The sequence below is a fragment of the Campylobacter concisus genome, assembly GCF_002913765.1.
Lineage (GTDB): Bacteria > Campylobacterota > Campylobacteria > Campylobacterales > Campylobacteraceae > Campylobacter_A > Campylobacter_A concisus_BB.
In genome coordinates, this window is sequence record NZ_PPCH01000007.1 from 221635 (window position 1) to 237118 (window position 15484).

The following is a 15484-nucleotide window of genomic DNA, read 5'->3' on the forward strand; positions in this document are numbered from 1 at the left end:
AAACAGCAAAAAGCGAGGTGTGAAAAATAGGCTGTGTAAAAGTGAAATTTGGCAAGGCTTTCACCTTGCCACAAAGCTAAAATTTATAAGAGACATTTACCTTGAAATTTCTACCTGGCTCCCAGTCTACGTAGTTTGGATCGCCTGTATAATTAGCCGTTCGTTGGGACTGCGAAGCGTATGCCTTGTTAAAAAGGTTGTAAATTCCAGCATTTATCTCAAGCCCTTTAAATTTACCGCTGCTTGGCGCATAGGTAGCGTAGATGTCGCTAACTGCGTAGCTTGGTATCTTGACATTTTCATTATCGCCAGCTGAGATGGTATTTTTCGAGGCAAAGTAGATTAGGTTGTAGCCTATTAGCGTATCGATCCTTGAAAATGCGTACTCTGCGTTAAATGTGTATTTATCACCTTGATCTCGGTAGCCGATGATGTTTGAGGTGTAGTAGCTGCCATTTGGTTTAGCGACCCTATCTTTATATTTTACCTTTTGGTGAGTGTAGCTAGCAGCTAGGCTTAGTGCGTCTAAATTTAGCCTTGCAAGTAGCTCAACGCCGCTTATATCAGCCCCACCAGCGTTTATCCTGACTAGAGTTTGATTTACACCACCACCTGCTGCGTTGTTATCGACTATTAAATTTTTATATTTTGTCATGAAGTATTTTGCAGATAGGCTATATGAGCTGGCTTCGTTTATGTCGCCATGGTATTTAAGTCCAGTCTCATAGCTATTGCCAGTTGTAGCTTTTAGGTTTTTATTTGCCGCCCAGTTTAAAGCTCCGCTTCTGCCTCTTCCACTTGCCATCATAGACTCCATGACGTCAGGCCCTCTAAAGACTCTTGCATAGCTTGCAAATGCGTGTAGCCCTTTAAGGATCTCATAGTCAAGCGCAAGCGCTGGGGTAAATTCGTTAAATTTATATGTGTAGCTCTTTACATTTCCAGTTCTGCCGTCGTAGCTTTTTAGCTCATGGTGCGTATATCTGACGCCTGGCGTGATGGTTAGCGAGCTAAAATTTAGCGCATCTTCTGCGTAGATCGAGTAGTTATTTACCTTTTCTGGGTAGTGATTGTCTGGTTTGTTGAAATTTTTACTTTGGTAAAACTCAGCGCCATATCTAAAAGTCTGCGTCAAAGCGCCGCTCTCGACTACGCTTTTAGCCTTTGCATTTATGCCATTTGTCTCTACGCCCCATTTTGAACCATCGATCCTTTGGTGTCTTGTATTATAAGCCGTTACGTCCAAATTTAAAATATCACTAGGCTTATACTCGTATTTTAGCGTTGTTGTATCGCGCTCGTATTTTCGGTAGTCGTCATTTGTATGCCAGCTGCCAAATTCTGCCCTTAAAGGATAAAGACCCTTAAATTCATTATGCTCTCTTGAGATAGAAATTCTATGTGCATCAAGGAAGCTATAACCAAGCTTTAAAAGATAGCTAAGATCGTTTCCATCGCCACCTATCTTCATTTTGTTGCCACTTTTGCCGTAGTCGTAACCTTTGTGATTAATAGCTGCTATAAAATCGAGCCCTTCAACTGGGGCGGTAAAGAGCATAAGGCCTTGAGAAAATTCGCTGTTATTTGAGGCGTATCCGGTCTTTATCTTTGCGCCGATCTTCTCGCCACTTTCAAGCAAGTCCCTTGCGTCGACCGTTTTAAAAGCGACTGAGCCACCAAGTGCGCCAGAGCCATTTACGACCGATCTTGAGCCAACCTCGACGTCTATTGCCTTTATGAGATCAGGATCGATCAGCAAGTCGGCGTTGTGGTGAAAGGTGTTTCCATTTTGTTTTGCGCCATCTACCGTGATATTTAGACCGCGGTCACTTACGCCTCTCATATAAATTTTTTGATTCATGCCGTTTGTGCCGCCCACATAGACGCCAGGGATGTCCCTCATCACGTCTTTTGCTAGGCCAGCGTTTCTAGTTGAAATTTTGATATCATCAACGCCGTATCCACCGCTGCTACTTGTCACCTCAACACCGCTTAGCACGCTCTCGTCTGCTGCGTTTGCACAAACTGCCACGCTTGCTGCAAGAGAGAGCTTAAATAAGCCCTTAAATCTCATCTCTCCTCCTAGTTTGATTATTAAAATTACTATTTTAGTTTATAATCTAATTTTGAGATTGAATATTATAATTTTAAATATAAATTTTAGGTAAAAATTTAAAATAAATGCGATTTTATAGCTATAAATATAGAAATTTGTATTTGTTAGTGTAGAAAAATAGCAAGTAAATTTTAGTGATTTTATTTAAGAAAAGTGAAATTTGGCAAGGCTCTCACCTTGCCATGAAAATTTAGTATGCCCTTTTATAGGCGTTTTCTATTTTGTCATTTTCGCCAAATTCTTTCATAGCGCCAAAAGCAAAATATGGGTTGCGTAGTAGTTCTCTGCCAAGCGCCACACCGTCGCAAACATCGCCTAGCAGCAATGCCTCGCACTCGCTTGCCTTTGTGATGAGGCCGACTGCAAAGACTGGGATTTTGACTGCATTTTTCACCGCTTTTGCGTAGCCAGCCTGATAAAGAGGCGTAAATTTAGGCGCAGCATCAACTTTTGCATAGACTCCGCCAGCTGAGACGTGGATGAAATCAGCCCCATTTTTTTCTAGCTCACGTGCGAGCTTTACGCTATCTTCTACGTCCCAGTCGCCCTTAAGCCAACTACTTGCACTTATCCTAACACCAACAGTGATATTAGTGCCAGCCTTAATCTCTCTTAAAATCTCAAGCAGCAGCCTTATGCGGTTTTCAAAAAAACCGCCGTATGCGTCACCTCGCTTGTTAGTGCCAGCGCATAAAAATTGATTTATCAAATATCCATGCACCGCGTGTATCTCCACAGCCTCGTATCCTGCGCTCTTTGCCCTAATGGCCGCCTCCACAAAGCTTTGCTTGACGCTTGCGATATCCTCTGCGCTCATCTCTTTTGGTGTGGCGTACTCATCGCTAAATTTGATAGCACTTGGCGCGATAATGCCCTCACAAGTGCCCTTTCTGCCTGCGTGAGCAAGCTGGACGGCCATTTTGGCGCCGTATTTGCTGCAGCCTTTTACCAGCTCCGCGTGAGCCTCGATCTGCTCGTCACTCCAAAGCCCAAGGTCTTTTTTAGTGATCCTGCCACGCGCCTCCACAGCCGTCGCCTCAACGATGATCATACCAACACCACCTATCGCCCTTGTAGCGTAGTGGAGCTTGTGAAAGCACCTTGGACGACCATCCTCTTTTTTGACCTCATACATGCACATCGGAGCCATGATAATGCGGTTTTTGATCTCGATGCCGCCTATCTTAAGCGGCGTAAAAAGCTTGTTTTGCATGAAATTTCCTTTAAAATTTTTGGTTATTTTAGGATATTTGTTTAAATTCTTGGATTTATAAAGATTTGCATTTTGTAACCCAAAAAAAGTGCTTATTAAATTTTAAAATTTATGAGCGAACATATCATGGCTCTAAATTTAGTGGTAAGCTCTGCGAGACCTAAATTTAGTAGTCCGCTAAGTCTAGTGAGTAAGATTTTAAAATTTGCAAAGCAACCTAATCAAATTTAAATGTTTGCCTCTTTGTTAAGGGGGAAGAGGCTTGAATTACGGTCTGCTTGCAGTTGTGAGACAAAGCCCGAGTAAGACCCCCTTCGCACGTTAGAGGTGGCATGCTTCGGCACTTCGCACCGCATGCGGTTTTGCTACAAAAAACTCTATCAAATTTTAAAATTTCATGAACGAGTAATTTCGGCCATAAATTTGAGCTAAGCTATAGGCGAAGCCAAATTTTAGTAGTCAATTCTTAGGAGTGAATGAAATTTTAAAATTTGTAAAATAGTAAATTTATATTTTTGAAATCCAGATTTTAAATTTATAAACTCTTTTATCCAAAAGGGAGACAAGGGGACTCAAGTTACGAGGCCGTCCCCTTATCCCCCTTTTTAAATCCCCCAATCCCCCGCACGTTAGAGGTGCATGCAACGGTGCTTCGCACTGCATGTGTTTGAATATCGAGCAAGCGTCAAGTAAATTTTAAAATTTTATGAACGAGTAATTTTAGTAGTCAATTCTTGCGAGTGAATGGAATTTTAAAATTTAAAAAACGCAGTAAATTTAAAGAGTAGCTAAATTTAAATTAGCCAGCTGCAAAATTAGCAGCTGGCCAAAAATTTTAGTTTTTATGGATGCGAAGGTAGCTATTTAGTGCGCCGACATAGGCCTTAGCACTTGCCATCATCGTATCGATATCAAGTCCGTGACCCATTACTGCTGTCTTGCCCTCAAACTCGACTTTTACATCGACCTTTGCAAGAGCATCTTTGCCCTGAGAAACAGCTGTGACCTTGTAGTCTTTGAGCGTGCCGTTAATGCCACTAATGCGATCAACTACCTTAAATATCGCATCTGCTGTGCCATTGCCAAGGGCTGAGTCGCTAACGATCTCGTCGTTGTGCCTGATACTCATAGAGGCACTTGCTAAGCTGCCACCGCTACTTTGAAGCAAGTCTGTGATCTCGTAAGCTTGTGGGATCTTGGTGATCTCCTCTGCCACAAGCGCTCTGATATCATCGTCAAATATCTCTTTTTTCTTATCTGCCAAGTCTTTAAATTTCTCAAACGCCTTATTAAGCGCATCGCTATCAAGGTCAAATCCAAGGCTAGCAAGCTTATCTTTAAACGCATGGCGGCCGCTGTGCTTGCCAAGAACGAGCGAGTTTTTCTCTAAGCCGATGCTCTCAGCACTGATGATCTCGTAAGTCTCTTTGTGCTTTAGTACGCCGTCTTGGTGGATGCCACTCTCGTGCGCAAAGGCGTTTTTGCCAACGATCGCTTTGTTTGGCTGTGGCTCGATGCCTGTGATGCTAGCGATAAGTCTTGAAGTCGGATAAATTTCTTTTGAGATGATGCCTGTGTAAAGTGGAGCAAAGACGTCCTGACGAGTTTTGATAGCCATCACGATCTCTTCAAGTGCAGCGTTTCCAGCGCGCTCGCCGATGCCATTTATCGTGCCTTCAACCTGCCTTGCACCAGCTTTTATAGCAGCTAGTGAATTTGCCGTAGCCATGCCTAGATCGTTGTGGTTATGCACCGAAACTACCGCTCTATCGCCTATAAATTTTACTATTTCGCTAATGCGAGCTGTGATCTCCTCTGGATACAAGTAGCCAACCGTATCTGGGATGTTTATGGTTTTTGCCCCTGCGTTTATCGCTGCGTCGCAAATTTCTTTTAAAAAGCTCATCTCGCTTCTGCAAGCATCCTCGCAGCTAAACTCCACATCATCGCAAAACGTTTTTGAGTATTGTACCGCCTCAACTGCACGCCTGATCACCTCATCTGGGCTCATTTTTAGCTTATACTCCATGTGGATCGGACTTGTTGCTATGAAGGTGTGAATTCTTTTGTTTTTTGCCGGAGCTAGTGCCTCGCCAGCTGCCTTGATATCACGATCAACCGCGCGTGCAAGCGAGCAGACAGTGATGTTTGAAGCTTGCTTTGCGATCTGATTTACCGCGTCAAAGTCCCCTGGGCTTGCAGCTGCAAATCCAGCCTCCATCACATCCACACCAAGCCTTTCAAGCTGAAGTGCGATCTGAAGCTTTTCAGCTGTGTTCATAGAAGCTCCTGGGCTTTGCTCGCCATCTCTTAAAGTCGTATCAAAGATTATAATTTTATTTTTATCCATTTTTTGTCCTTTTATGATTTTTATATTTAAATTTAATGAGTTAAGTAAAGAAGAATTTGCTACCTAAGTAGCAGCAGTAGAGAGTTTTTGATTTCAATTTTTGGTAAAAATTTACGCGATTTTATTATGCCATTTTCGCTCATTCGCTCTCCTTTTTTTTGTGATTTTTGCTAAACATTATCGCCGCTCTAATAATACCATAAAGCATATAAACGCTCATAAAAAAGGTCGCACTCTCGTAAGGATATAGATAAAGCATAGAAAATACAACTACAAGTGCTACTAAAATTCGCATAACATGAGTTTGTTTTAAATTCATCTTTTTAAAGCTTGGGTAGCGGATGTTGCTAACCATCAAGATAGCTAAAACTACTTCAAGCAATATCAAGCACCACTCAAAACCATATAAAAATTCATGCTTTAGATAAACACCAACCCAAAGCACTCCGATGATGGCTGCTGATGGTATAGGAAGTCCGATGAAAACATTTGGTTCGTATGTGCCGGTAGTGACGTTAAAACGAGCTAGTCTAATAGCTCCAAAGACTACAAACATAGCTGCTATTAACGCACCAAATCTGCCAAATTTTGCACCAACTGTTAGATAAAATAAAATCGCTGGAGCCACACCAAATGCTACAAGGTCTGCAAGGCTATCAAACTCTACTCCAAATTTACTTGTAGTCTTTGTAAGCCTTGCCACGCGTCCATCAAGTCCGTCTAAAATCAGTGAAAGAATGATGTAAATAATAGCTTTAAAATAGTTCCCCTGAATAGATGAAATAATGCTTATAACGCCCAAAAAAGCGCTTGCTGCGGTAAATAAATTTGGCAAGATATACATTAACTGCATTTTTTGTATGCTATTCATTTTATTTTTCCTCTTCAAAGTATCCAAGAAGTGAAGCAGCTTTAACGCTCTCGCCAACGCTTACGCAAATTTTAGTATCTCTTGGCAAGTATAAAATCACTTCGCCGCTTCCTAAAAAGCCAAATTTTCTAGAGGCTTTTAGACTGGTAATATTATAAATTTCTAAACTTCTACTAAAAACTCCAGCTATGATCTTCATAGCAAATTTAATACTTCCTTTTTCAAAACGAATTATCGCTCTTTCGTTTAGCATCTCTGAAATTTTCATAGCCTGGCACAAAAAGAGCCCATGCCTTCTTTTAACTTCAGTGACGTTAGCATCGCTTATAGCTCTTAGCGTACCTACGCCAAAAAATGGCTTTGAGATAACTATCTTAGCTACCTCTTTATCATCAAAATTTGAAACGCTGATCTCTTTTATCTTACCATCTATGGGCGAAAGTAAGGCTAGTTTATCATCAGTAAAAGGCTCTCTTTCAGGGTCTCTAAAAAAATAAAGAGTTAAAAGAAGCAGTGCTAGAAAAAATAGTGGCGCAATACCAAACAATGCAGATATAGCAAATAAAATCAAAAAGAATAATATAAATTTATACCCTGCTTTTGCGATGTAGCCACTCATTTTTATTCCTCTTTTTTGCCTTTTTCCTCTTCTTCAAGCTCTACAAGCCTACTTTCAAGACCATTTTCTTCTTCGTAGTTTTTGATGATCTCTCTAACTCTTTTTCCCTCGATAGTCTCTTCTTCATAAAGCGCTGAAACCATGTTTTCAATGGCGCCTTTATAAATTTCAAGAAGACCAAGCACAGCTGTATATCTCTCATGAAGAAGCGTTTTTACAAACTCATCGACCTTTTCAGCCATCTTGTCGCTATAGTCTTTTATGCTTTGTCCACCATTTAAAAATGTTGCGCGTTGCTTTTCAAGTACCATAAGACCAGCAACATCACTCATACCATACATGCTAACCATAGCTTTTATGATATCAGTCGCACGCTCTAGATCGTTGCTAGCTCCAGTTGATATCTCTTTTATAAAGACCTCTTCAGCAGCCCTACCAGCCAAAAGCACATCGACTTCTGCAAGCAGTTCATGCTTTTGCATCATAAATTTATTCTCTTCAGGTGTATTTAACGTATAGCCAAGCGCCGCAAGACCGCGTGGCACGACTGAGACTTTTGTCACTCTTTTTGCACCTTTTGTTAGCTCAGCTATCAAGGCATGACCGCTTTCATGGTAAGTGACTATCTTTTTCTCTTTTGGATTTACGCGGCGTGATTTTTTCTCTAAACCAGCTATCGATCTCTCGACAGCCTCCACTAGATCAGCCTGCTCGACAAAAGTCTTTGACTTACGTCCTGCAAGAAGTGCGGCCTCATTTATGATATTTTCAAGATCAGCACCTGCCAAACCAGTAGTAAGCCTTGCGATATCCTCAATATTTACATCTTTGCCGATTTTCACATCTTTCATATGGACTTTTAAGATGTCGCAACGTCCCTTAAAATCAGGCTTATCAACAAGCACTTGCCTGTCAAATCTACCTGGCCTTAAAAGCGCAGCGTCCAAAACCTCAGGCCTGTTTGTAGCAGCTATAACTATGACTGGCGACTTATCCGCATCAAAGCCGTCCATCTCAGAAAGAAGCTGATTTAAAGTTTGTTCTCTCTCATCGTTTCCACCCATTGGGCCAGAATTTCTACTCTTACCGATAGCGTCGATCTCATCTATAAATACAATCGCCGGAGCCTCTTTTTTTGCATTTTCAAAAAGGTCTCTAACCCTGCTCGCACCAACACCAACAAACATCTCGATAAAGCTTGACGCTGACATAGAGAAAAATGGCACGCTAGCCTCGCCTGCAACTGCCCTTGCAAGAAGTGTTTTACCAGTGCCTGGAGGGCCAACTAGTAAAATTCCTTTTGGGATTTTTGCGCCAAGTCTTAGGTATTTATCTGGGCTTTTTAGATAGTCAACTATCTCCTGAACCTCTTCTTTTGCCTCTTCAACGCCTGCAACATCGTCAAATTTAACTTTTGGTTTTTCAGAATTTATAAGCTTTTTTGCACTTCCTATGCCAAGTATGCCACCGCCGATATTCTTTTGCATACGACTAGCGATAAACATCCAAATAGCAAAAAATATAAATACCGGTATAATCCATGAAAATATAAGATCACCAAACCAGTTATTTTCGCTATAAACACTGTAAGTTATACCGTTTTGCTCAAGTATACCAATGAGCGTTGGATCATTTATGCGCTTTGCGAGGTAGATGGTTTTGTCATTACCAACGCCTTTTATCGTGGTTTCAGATATCGCAACCTCATTTAGTTGCTTATTTTTTAGCATATCTTTAAATTCGGAGTAGGCCACCATCTTGCTTTGAGCGTTGCTGCCAAGCCCAAAAGTACCGCCTAGTCCGTCGCCACTAAAGCTTCTAAAAGCTAGAACTATAACTATCGCAAAAATAGCAAAGATAAAGATGGGATTTTTGTTAAAAAACCCGTTATTATCGCCATTATTTTGGTTATTATTTTGATTATTCATCCATTTCCTTATAAACAAAGCTAACCCAATCATTAGCCTGTTTTATCTCAACTAGCTCCAAATCCTTAAACGTGTCTTTAATCCTATCTTCGTATTTGTTCAAAATTCCAGACAATACTAAATAGCCGCCTTTTTTAAGCGATTTTTTCAAGTCATTTGAGAGCATAAAAATGACATCAGCAATGATATTTGCTACGACGATATCATATTTTTGCTCTAAATTTGTAATAGAACCTGTCCAAATTTTATTAAATTTAACCTCATTTAGCTGGGCGTTACTTAGTGAGCTTTGCGTGGCCTGCTCGTCTGTATCGCAGGCATCGACCTTGCAGCCAAGCTTTGCTAAAGCTATGCTTAATATCCCGCTTCCACATCCCACATCTAAAGCGGTATTGCCACTTTTTGCATATTTTTGTAAAAGTTGCAAGCAAGAATTTGTGCTTTCGTGGTGCCCTGAGCCAAAGGCTAGAGCTGGGTCGATTATGATATTTTTTACGCCATTAAGTGGCTCTTCCCAGCTAGGTCTAATATAAATTTTATCAACCAAAATAGGCTTAACTGCCTTTTTATATTCGCCTAGCCAGTCTTTATTTTCTTTTAAATTAAGAGAAATTTTTAAATCATTTGAAATTTTACGAACGCTAGAGAGCCCTTTTGCATACTCTTCGACACCCCAAGCTATATCTTTTAGATCATACTCTTCCCTGATGATGATCTCATGGTCTAGCTCTTCTACACAGGTGACCCCAAAAGAAAAAACTAACTCTAAAATTTCATCATAAAAATTTGATGTTTTGATGCTTAATTCGTAAAATTTATCTTTCATTAACCAAGAACGTCTTCAAGCTTCTCTTTTAAAACTTGTGGCGTAAAAGGTTTAACGATGTAGTTATTAACACCTGCTTTTAAAGCTGTTATAACCTCGGCTTTTCCGCCCTCTGTTGTTACCATTATGATAGGCATATCAACATATTTTTGCTCAGCTCTTACCTTTTTAACAAGCTCAAGACCATTCATCTCAGGCATGTTCCAGTCAGTAATAAGAACCTCAATACCCTCGTTTTGTGTCAAGATATTCCAAGCTTCAAGCCCGTGCTCAGCCTCGAGAATTTCTTGATGTCCTAACCTTTGCAAAGTATTTTTTATGATCCTTCTCATTGTTGAGCTGTCATCTACAACCAAAATCTTCACATAATATCCTTTTAGTAAAAATTGCCCTATTCTAGCTAATTAAAATTTATAAAAGCTTTAACGCTAGCCAACTTGTTTGAAAGCATCTTTCAAATCAAGTCGTCCCTCATAGTAAGCTTTACCAACGATCACGCCGCCAATCTCATTTGTCTCTTTTAGCGCTAAAATGTCGTTTATATCGCTCACACCGCCACTTGCTATGGTCTCAAGCTTGCTGCTTCTAGCTATTTGCAAGCTAAAATCAACATTAACTCCGCCAAGCATTCCGTCTTTGTTAATATCGGTGCAAATCACAGCTTCTACACCCACTTCTGCAAATTTTTTTGCAAGATCGACCGCTTTTATGTTTGAAACCTCGCCCCAGCCTTGCACCGCCACATAGCCATCTTTGGCATCTATACCAACTACGACCCTGTAAATTCCAGCCATTTTTGCTGTAAATTCTGGATCACGAAGCGCAACTGAGCCAAGGATCACCCTGCTAACTCCAAGGTCCAAATAGCGCTTTATTCGCTCTTCATCTCTTATGCCGCCGCCCACTTGCACCTTTAAATTTGTAGCTTTCACTATCTTTTCTATCGTGTTAAAATTTATGGCTTCTCCTGCAAACGCTCCGTCAAGATCGACCACATGCAGCCATTTTGCGCCGTAATCTTCAAACCTCTTAGCAAGCTCACTTGGCTCACTGCTATAAATTTTAGCGCTTTGCATGAGCCCTTTGCTAAGCCTAACTGCTTGCCCCTCTTTTAGATCTATCGCTGGGAAAATTTCCATCACAACCTCGCAAAATTTTCTAAAATTTTAAGCCCAACCTCATGACTTTTTTCTGGATGAGGCTGAAAACCAAAGAGATTTTCATGCTGCACCGCACTTGTAAATTCATATCCATAAGTTGTCTTTGCAAGCGCAAATTTATCATCACAAACCACGTGGTAGCTATGCACAAAGTATAAATACTCAAGCTCTTTTAGTCCTAATCTTAAAGGGCTATTTTGTTTAAACTCGAGTGTGTTCCAGCCAACGTGTGGGATCTTTAGCGGTTTATCAAATTTAGCTTCATCAAATTTAACAACCTCTCCTGGCAAAAGAGAAAGCCCTTCATGCTCGCCAAATTCAAAGCTTTTTTCAAACAAAAGCTGCATACCAAGGCAAATTCCTATAAAGGCTTTTCCACTTTTTACAGCCTCTTTTATCGCTTCATCCATGCCGTTAATCTTAAGCTTTTTCATCGCCTCACCAAATGCCCCAACACCTGGTAAAACGATGTGAGAGTGCTCTTTTAGGCTCCCAGGCTCACTTAGTAAAACACACTCATGGCCAAGAAATTTAAAAGCATTTATCACGCTTTTGATGTTTCCAGCACCATAATCAATAATAGCGATCATTTGTTCTCTTGTCTTTTTACGCTAAAGAGATAAAAGCTAAGTGCTGCCATAAGCATCGCCACACCGCCTATTAGATAGATAGCGTTTATGATATTTTCAGGTGCAGTTATGGCAAATTTAAAGACTAGCATGAGCGCTTCGATCGCAAGTGCGATGATGATAGAGCCGATAAATCTAACCATCGTCTTATAAATAACGCTATTTTCTTCATGATTTTTGCCTAAAACCTCTTCTTCAAATATCGTCTTAACAAGGTCAAAAATGGCAAGAGCCAGCGTTAAAATGATGGTTGATTCAAAAATTTCTTCGACATTTATATGCTCGATGCTCTTTGAGATAAAGCTCTTTACACCGTGCCAAAATAAAAATGCACAGATCATAAAAAGCGATGCACAAAAGAGCGCATAAACTGTCTTTAAAAATCTACCAAAATGCTCCTCGACAAAGCCGCTATCGACCATATTTAGGATATTTTCTAGGCTTATATCGATGCAAGCGATAAATTTAAGCTCATTTTTTTCATTATAGATAGGCACGCTTGCTGTGACGCACAAACCTCCATTTAGACTTGATGGATATGGATCACTTAAAATGCACCTTTTCTCGCGCACAGCGGTGTAGTAGTAGGCTTTATTTGCCCGGTTTTCGCCTTTTGGAATTTTATACTTTTCGTTTAGGCTGATCGAGTCTTCGATCTGTATGCCATTTTCGTCTAAAATATATAGTGCGTCAAAATTTTCTATCTCGTGGCTGATCTTATCAAAGCCAGCTTTTATGTTTTCTAAGCACACTCCAGGTAGTCTGTTTGGCAAATTTCTACTAAATAAATAGCAGATATACGCCCTTGCCTTGTATCTCGTGTCACTAAATCTCTTAATATCTTTTATAACCAAAACTAGCCTTTTAAATTTAATGCATGGTTAAACTCTGGCACGATCACCTTAAGAGCAGGTGCTACCTCGTCATCTTCAAGCTGCAAAAGTCCATTTATCTGTGAATTTAAAAGGGTTAGATCGTATGGCTGTGAATGTGTCACGAAGATCGACTCATACTTAGTTTGAACGTCATCTTTGTTGATAAGTAGCTCTTCATAAAGCTTCTCGCCAGGTCTAAGCCCTACAAATTCGATACCTAAATGCTCTTTATTTGAAAGCAGAAGCATCTTTTTAGCAAGATCAACAATCTTAACTGGCTCGCCCATATCAAGCACGAAAAGCTCTCCACCTTTTGCGATAGAGGCTGCTTGAAGGACTAGCTGGCACGCTTCAGATGTAAGCATAAAGTACCTTGTGATCTCTGGGTGCGTGACGCTTAGTGGCTTATTTGCAGCGATCTGCGCCTTAAATTTAGGTATGACTGAGCCACTTGAGCCAAGGACGTTACCAAAGCGCACGCAAACTATCTCGCACACACCTGCTTCGTTTGAATTTAGTGCGTAAAGCTCGCAAACACGCTTAGTTGTGCCCATGATATTTGTTGGGCGCACAGCCTTGTCTGAAGAGATCATGACAAATTTCTTAGCACCATATTTTTTAGAAAGATCGACTGCATTTTTTGTGCCAAGGATGTTATTTTCAACTGCTGAGCGAGGATTTAGCTCGCAAAGTGGCACGTGTTTGTAGGCTGCAGCGTGGATGACGATCTCTGGTCTAAATTCTTCAAAAACCTCTTCAAAATCTTTTAAATTTGTGATATTTACAAGCTTGCTAACAGTTCTTTTATCTCTTGTATCTTCGCCTATTTTATAAAGGTTAAACTCGCTGTGCTCGACCATTATAAGCTCGCTTACGCCATATTTCAAGCACTGCTTACAAATTTCGCTTCCTATACTTCCGCCAGCTCCAGTGACAAGCACTTTTTTATCTTTTAAGAAATTTGAAATGGCTTCTGGATTAAGGTCTTTTGGCTTTCTAGCGAGCAAATCTTCGATCGAGATATCTTTGATCGGCTCATTTTCGATAAGCGAAAAGAGCTTCATATCTCTTATGCCATATCCAGTTAGCTCATCAACTAAAGCTTGAAGCTCGTCTTGATCAAGTGCTAGTGCGATGATAGCAGTCTTTGCGTCGTAGTCTTTTATAAGGCTTGGTATATCTTTTTTATCTTGAACTAAAAATCCATCACAATATGTGCCAACAAGGTCGCTTCTGCCATCTACCACGCCAACTGCGTAGTAGTCAAGATAGCCCTGCTTTAAGCCACGTAAGACGTGAAGTGCCTTTGAGGTTGCGCCTATAACGATACAAGGCTCGCCTTTGTGAGGTCTATTTGAAAAGTCAAGCACCATACGCTTTGAAATTCTCAAAAGTCCGATGAGTAGGCATGAGATAAGAAGATCGATAAAGATGACGCTTCTTGGGTAAGGATTTAAAAAATCTTGTATGATGAAAAATACGATCGTAAATAAGATCGCCGCACAAACGTGAGCTAGGAAAATTTTACGTGCTTCATTTAAGCCAAAAAATCTCCATGGCACCTTGTAAATTTTAAACATCCACATGAAAAAGAGCTTAAATACGATCAAAAATCCAGCAGTTACAAAAAGTCCTTGCACGTAGATATCTGGGATGTCAGCGTTAAATCTTAAAAGATAAGCTGCATATATCGAAAAAACAAATATAAAAACATCACCAAGAAGGAAAAATACGAGCCTTTTTAACTTCGTTGCATGAAACATTTACGCATTTTCCTTGACTATTTTTATCACTCTTTCTTGTGTCTGCTCGCTCATATCGCTGCCACTTGGCAAGCAAATTCCTCTTGAAAATAGATCTTCGCTATATCCATCAACAAAGCTTAGCGCGCCTTTAAATACTGGCTGTAAGTGCATAGGCTTCCAAAGTGGGCGACTCTCGATGTTTGCATCAGCTAGTGCTTTTATAACTTTTAAATGTGCATCTTTTTTAGCAAAAACGCCAGTTGTGAGCCATCTGTTGCCACGAGAATTTGGCAACTCTGGCATAAATTCTAAAATATCGCCAAGCTCTTTTTCATAAATTTCAAAGACTTTTCTCTTTTGCTCGACTCTCTTTTCTAAAACCTCCATCTGAGCCACGCCAATAGCGCCTAGGACGTTGCTTAAGCGGTAGTTGTAGCCGTAGTCTTTATGCTCGTAGTGAAGCAGCGGCTCTCTTGCTTGCGTGCTGTAAAATCTAGCTTTTTCTACAAATTCACTATCTCCAACTAGCATGCCGCCACCTGAAGTGGTGATGATCTTGTTACCATTAAAACTATATCCACCCATCACGCCAAATGTGCCAAGTGCCTTGCCAGCGTAAAATCCACCAAGCGCTTCAGCTGCATCTTCAACCAAAGCGATGCCTTCATTTTGGCAAATCTCGCAAATTTCTTTCATCTTTGAAGCTTGTCCGTAAAGATGAGTGACGACTAGTGCTTTTGGCTTTTTAGGTAAATTTGAGATCGCTTTTTTTAGTAGTTCTGGGCTTAAATTCCAGCTCTCGTCGCTATCTATAAAGACTGGAGTTGCTTTTTCATAAAGTATCGGCGAGACTGAAGCCATGAAAGTAAAGCTAGAAGCTAGCACGAAATCGCCCTCTTTCACGCCAAGGACGCGAAGCGCTAGGTGAAGTGCCGCAGTTCCAGCGCATAGTGCAAGCGCATCTTTAGCGCCAGTGTAAGCTTTTATGCTATCTTCAAATTTATTGACATATTCGCCAAGTGGCGCTATGTAGTTGCTTTCAAAAACTTTTTTTATATATTCCTGCTCTTTTCCACTCATATTTGGTGGAGATAAAAAAACCCTATCCATTTTCATACCTTTCGTGATTTTTTGGCGATTTTAGCACTTATT

The 15484-nt window shown here is 40.5% G+C and carries 13 protein-coding genes; all 13 read right to left on the minus strand.

Annotation, left to right across the window (positions count from 1 at the left end; all coding sequences use genetic code 11):
- Positions 1 to 76: 76 nt before the first annotated feature.
- A complete protein-coding gene (locus CYO89_RS01715; protein WP_103596908.1) occupies positions 77 to 2074 on the minus strand; it encodes a TonB-dependent receptor domain-containing protein in 1998 nt (665 codons plus the stop codon).
- 232 nt (positions 2075 to 2306) lie between these two features.
- Positions 2307 to 3329, minus strand: coding sequence for an NADH:flavin oxidoreductase/NADH oxidase (locus tag CYO89_RS01720; protein ID WP_103596909.1), 1023 nt, complete (start codon positions 3327 to 3329; stop codon positions 2307 to 2309).
- Positions 3330 to 4164: 835 nt separating this feature from the next.
- On the minus strand, positions 4165 to 5679 hold the full coding sequence (locus CYO89_RS01725) for a 2-isopropylmalate synthase (protein ID WP_103596910.1): 1515 nt from the start codon (positions 5677 to 5679) through the stop codon (positions 4165 to 4167).
- 139 nt (positions 5680 to 5818) lie between these two features.
- Positions 5819 to 6550 (minus strand): CDP-diacylglycerol--serine O-phosphatidyltransferase, encoded by a 732-nt coding sequence (gene pssA / locus CYO89_RS01730; protein ID WP_103596911.1) that lies wholly within the window; start codon positions 6548 to 6550, stop codon positions 5819 to 5821.
- A gap of 1 nt (position 6551) precedes the next feature.
- The gene (locus tag CYO89_RS01735; protein ID WP_103596912.1) at positions 6552 to 7169 is read right to left on the minus strand and encodes a phosphatidylserine decarboxylase; all 618 of its coding nucleotides are present in this window, start codon (positions 7167 to 7169) and stop codon (positions 6552 to 6554) included.
- Between the two features lie 2 nt (positions 7170 to 7171).
- Complete coding sequence (gene ftsH, locus CYO89_RS01740; protein WP_103596913.1) at positions 7172 to 9097, minus strand: ATP-dependent zinc metalloprotease FtsH; 1926 nt, start codon at positions 9095 to 9097, stop codon at positions 7172 to 7174.
- The gene (locus tag CYO89_RS01745) at positions 9090 to 9923 is read right to left on the minus strand and encodes a 50S ribosomal protein L11 methyltransferase (RefSeq protein ID WP_103596914.1); all 834 of its coding nucleotides are present in this window, start codon (positions 9921 to 9923) and stop codon (positions 9090 to 9092) included. Before CYO89_RS01745 ends, ftsH begins: the two co-directional genes overlap by 8 nt.
- On the minus strand, positions 9923 to 10288 hold the full coding sequence (locus tag CYO89_RS01750; RefSeq protein WP_002939933.1) for a chemotaxis response regulator CheY: 366 nt from the start codon (positions 10286 to 10288) through the stop codon (positions 9923 to 9925). Before CYO89_RS01750 ends, CYO89_RS01745 begins: the two co-directional genes overlap by 1 nt.
- Positions 10289 to 10351: 63 nt before the next feature.
- On the minus strand, positions 10352 to 11062 hold the full coding sequence (gene hisA, locus CYO89_RS01755) for a 1-(5-phosphoribosyl)-5-[(5-phosphoribosylamino)methylideneamino]imidazole-4-carboxamide isomerase (RefSeq protein WP_103596915.1): 711 nt from the start codon (positions 11060 to 11062) through the stop codon (positions 10352 to 10354).
- The gene (gene hisH / locus CYO89_RS01760) at positions 11062 to 11673 is read right to left on the minus strand and encodes an imidazole glycerol phosphate synthase subunit HisH (protein ID WP_103596916.1); all 612 of its coding nucleotides are present in this window, start codon (positions 11671 to 11673) and stop codon (positions 11062 to 11064) included. Before hisH ends, hisA begins: the two co-directional genes overlap by 1 nt.
- On the minus strand, positions 11670 to 12566 hold the full coding sequence (locus tag CYO89_RS01765) for a PDC sensor domain-containing protein (protein WP_103596917.1): 897 nt from the start codon (positions 12564 to 12566) through the stop codon (positions 11670 to 11672). The genes hisH and CYO89_RS01765 overlap by 4 nt, the downstream gene beginning before the upstream one ends.
- Before the next feature lie 2 nt (positions 12567 to 12568).
- The gene (gene pglF / locus CYO89_RS01770) at positions 12569 to 14350 is read right to left on the minus strand and encodes a UDP-N-acetylglucosamine 4,6-dehydratase (configuration-retaining) (RefSeq protein WP_012140180.1); all 1782 of its coding nucleotides are present in this window, start codon (positions 14348 to 14350) and stop codon (positions 12569 to 12571) included.
- Positions 14351 to 15442, minus strand: coding sequence for a UDP-N-acetylbacillosamine transaminase (gene pglE, locus CYO89_RS01775; protein WP_103596918.1), 1092 nt, complete (start codon positions 15440 to 15442; stop codon positions 14351 to 14353).
- Positions 15443 to 15484 lie beyond the last annotated feature (42 nt).

Excerpts from the sequence above, each read along its gene's own strand:
- pssA (WP_103596911.1), bottom strand. The coding sequence starts at position 6,550 with ATGAATAGCATACAAAAAATGCAGTTAATGTATATCTTGCCAAATTTA.
- ftsH (WP_103596913.1), bottom strand. The coding sequence starts at position 9,097 with ATGAATAATCAAAATAATAACCAAAATAATGGCGATAATAACGGGTTT.
- hisA (WP_103596915.1), bottom strand. The coding sequence starts at position 11,062 with ATGGAAATTTTCCCAGCGATAGATCTAAAAGAGGGGCAAGCAGTTAGG.
- CYO89_RS01715 (WP_103596908.1), bottom strand. The coding sequence starts at position 2,074 with ATGAGATTTAAGGGCTTATTTAAGCTCTCTCTTGCAGCAAGCGTGGCA.
- pglF (WP_012140180.1), bottom strand. The coding sequence starts at position 14,350 with ATGTTTCATGCAACGAAGTTAAAAAGGCTCGTATTTTTCCTTCTTGGT.
- CYO89_RS01725 (WP_103596910.1), bottom strand. The coding sequence starts at position 5,679 with ATGGATAAAAATAAAATTATAATCTTTGATACGACTTTAAGAGATGGC.
- CYO89_RS01735 (WP_103596912.1), bottom strand. The coding sequence starts at position 7,169 with ATGAGTGGCTACATCGCAAAAGCAGGGTATAAATTTATATTATTCTTT.
- CYO89_RS01745 (WP_103596914.1), bottom strand. The coding sequence starts at position 9,923 with ATGAAAGATAAATTTTACGAATTAAGCATCAAAACATCAAATTTTTAT.
- hisH (WP_103596916.1), bottom strand. The coding sequence starts at position 11,673 with ATGATCGCTATTATTGATTATGGTGCTGGAAACATCAAAAGCGTGATA.
- CYO89_RS01720 (WP_103596909.1), bottom strand. The coding sequence starts at position 3,329 with ATGCAAAACAAGCTTTTTACGCCGCTTAAGATAGGCGGCATCGAGATC.
- pglE (WP_103596918.1), bottom strand. The coding sequence starts at position 15,442 with ATGGATAGGGTTTTTTTATCTCCACCAAATATGAGTGGAAAAGAGCAG.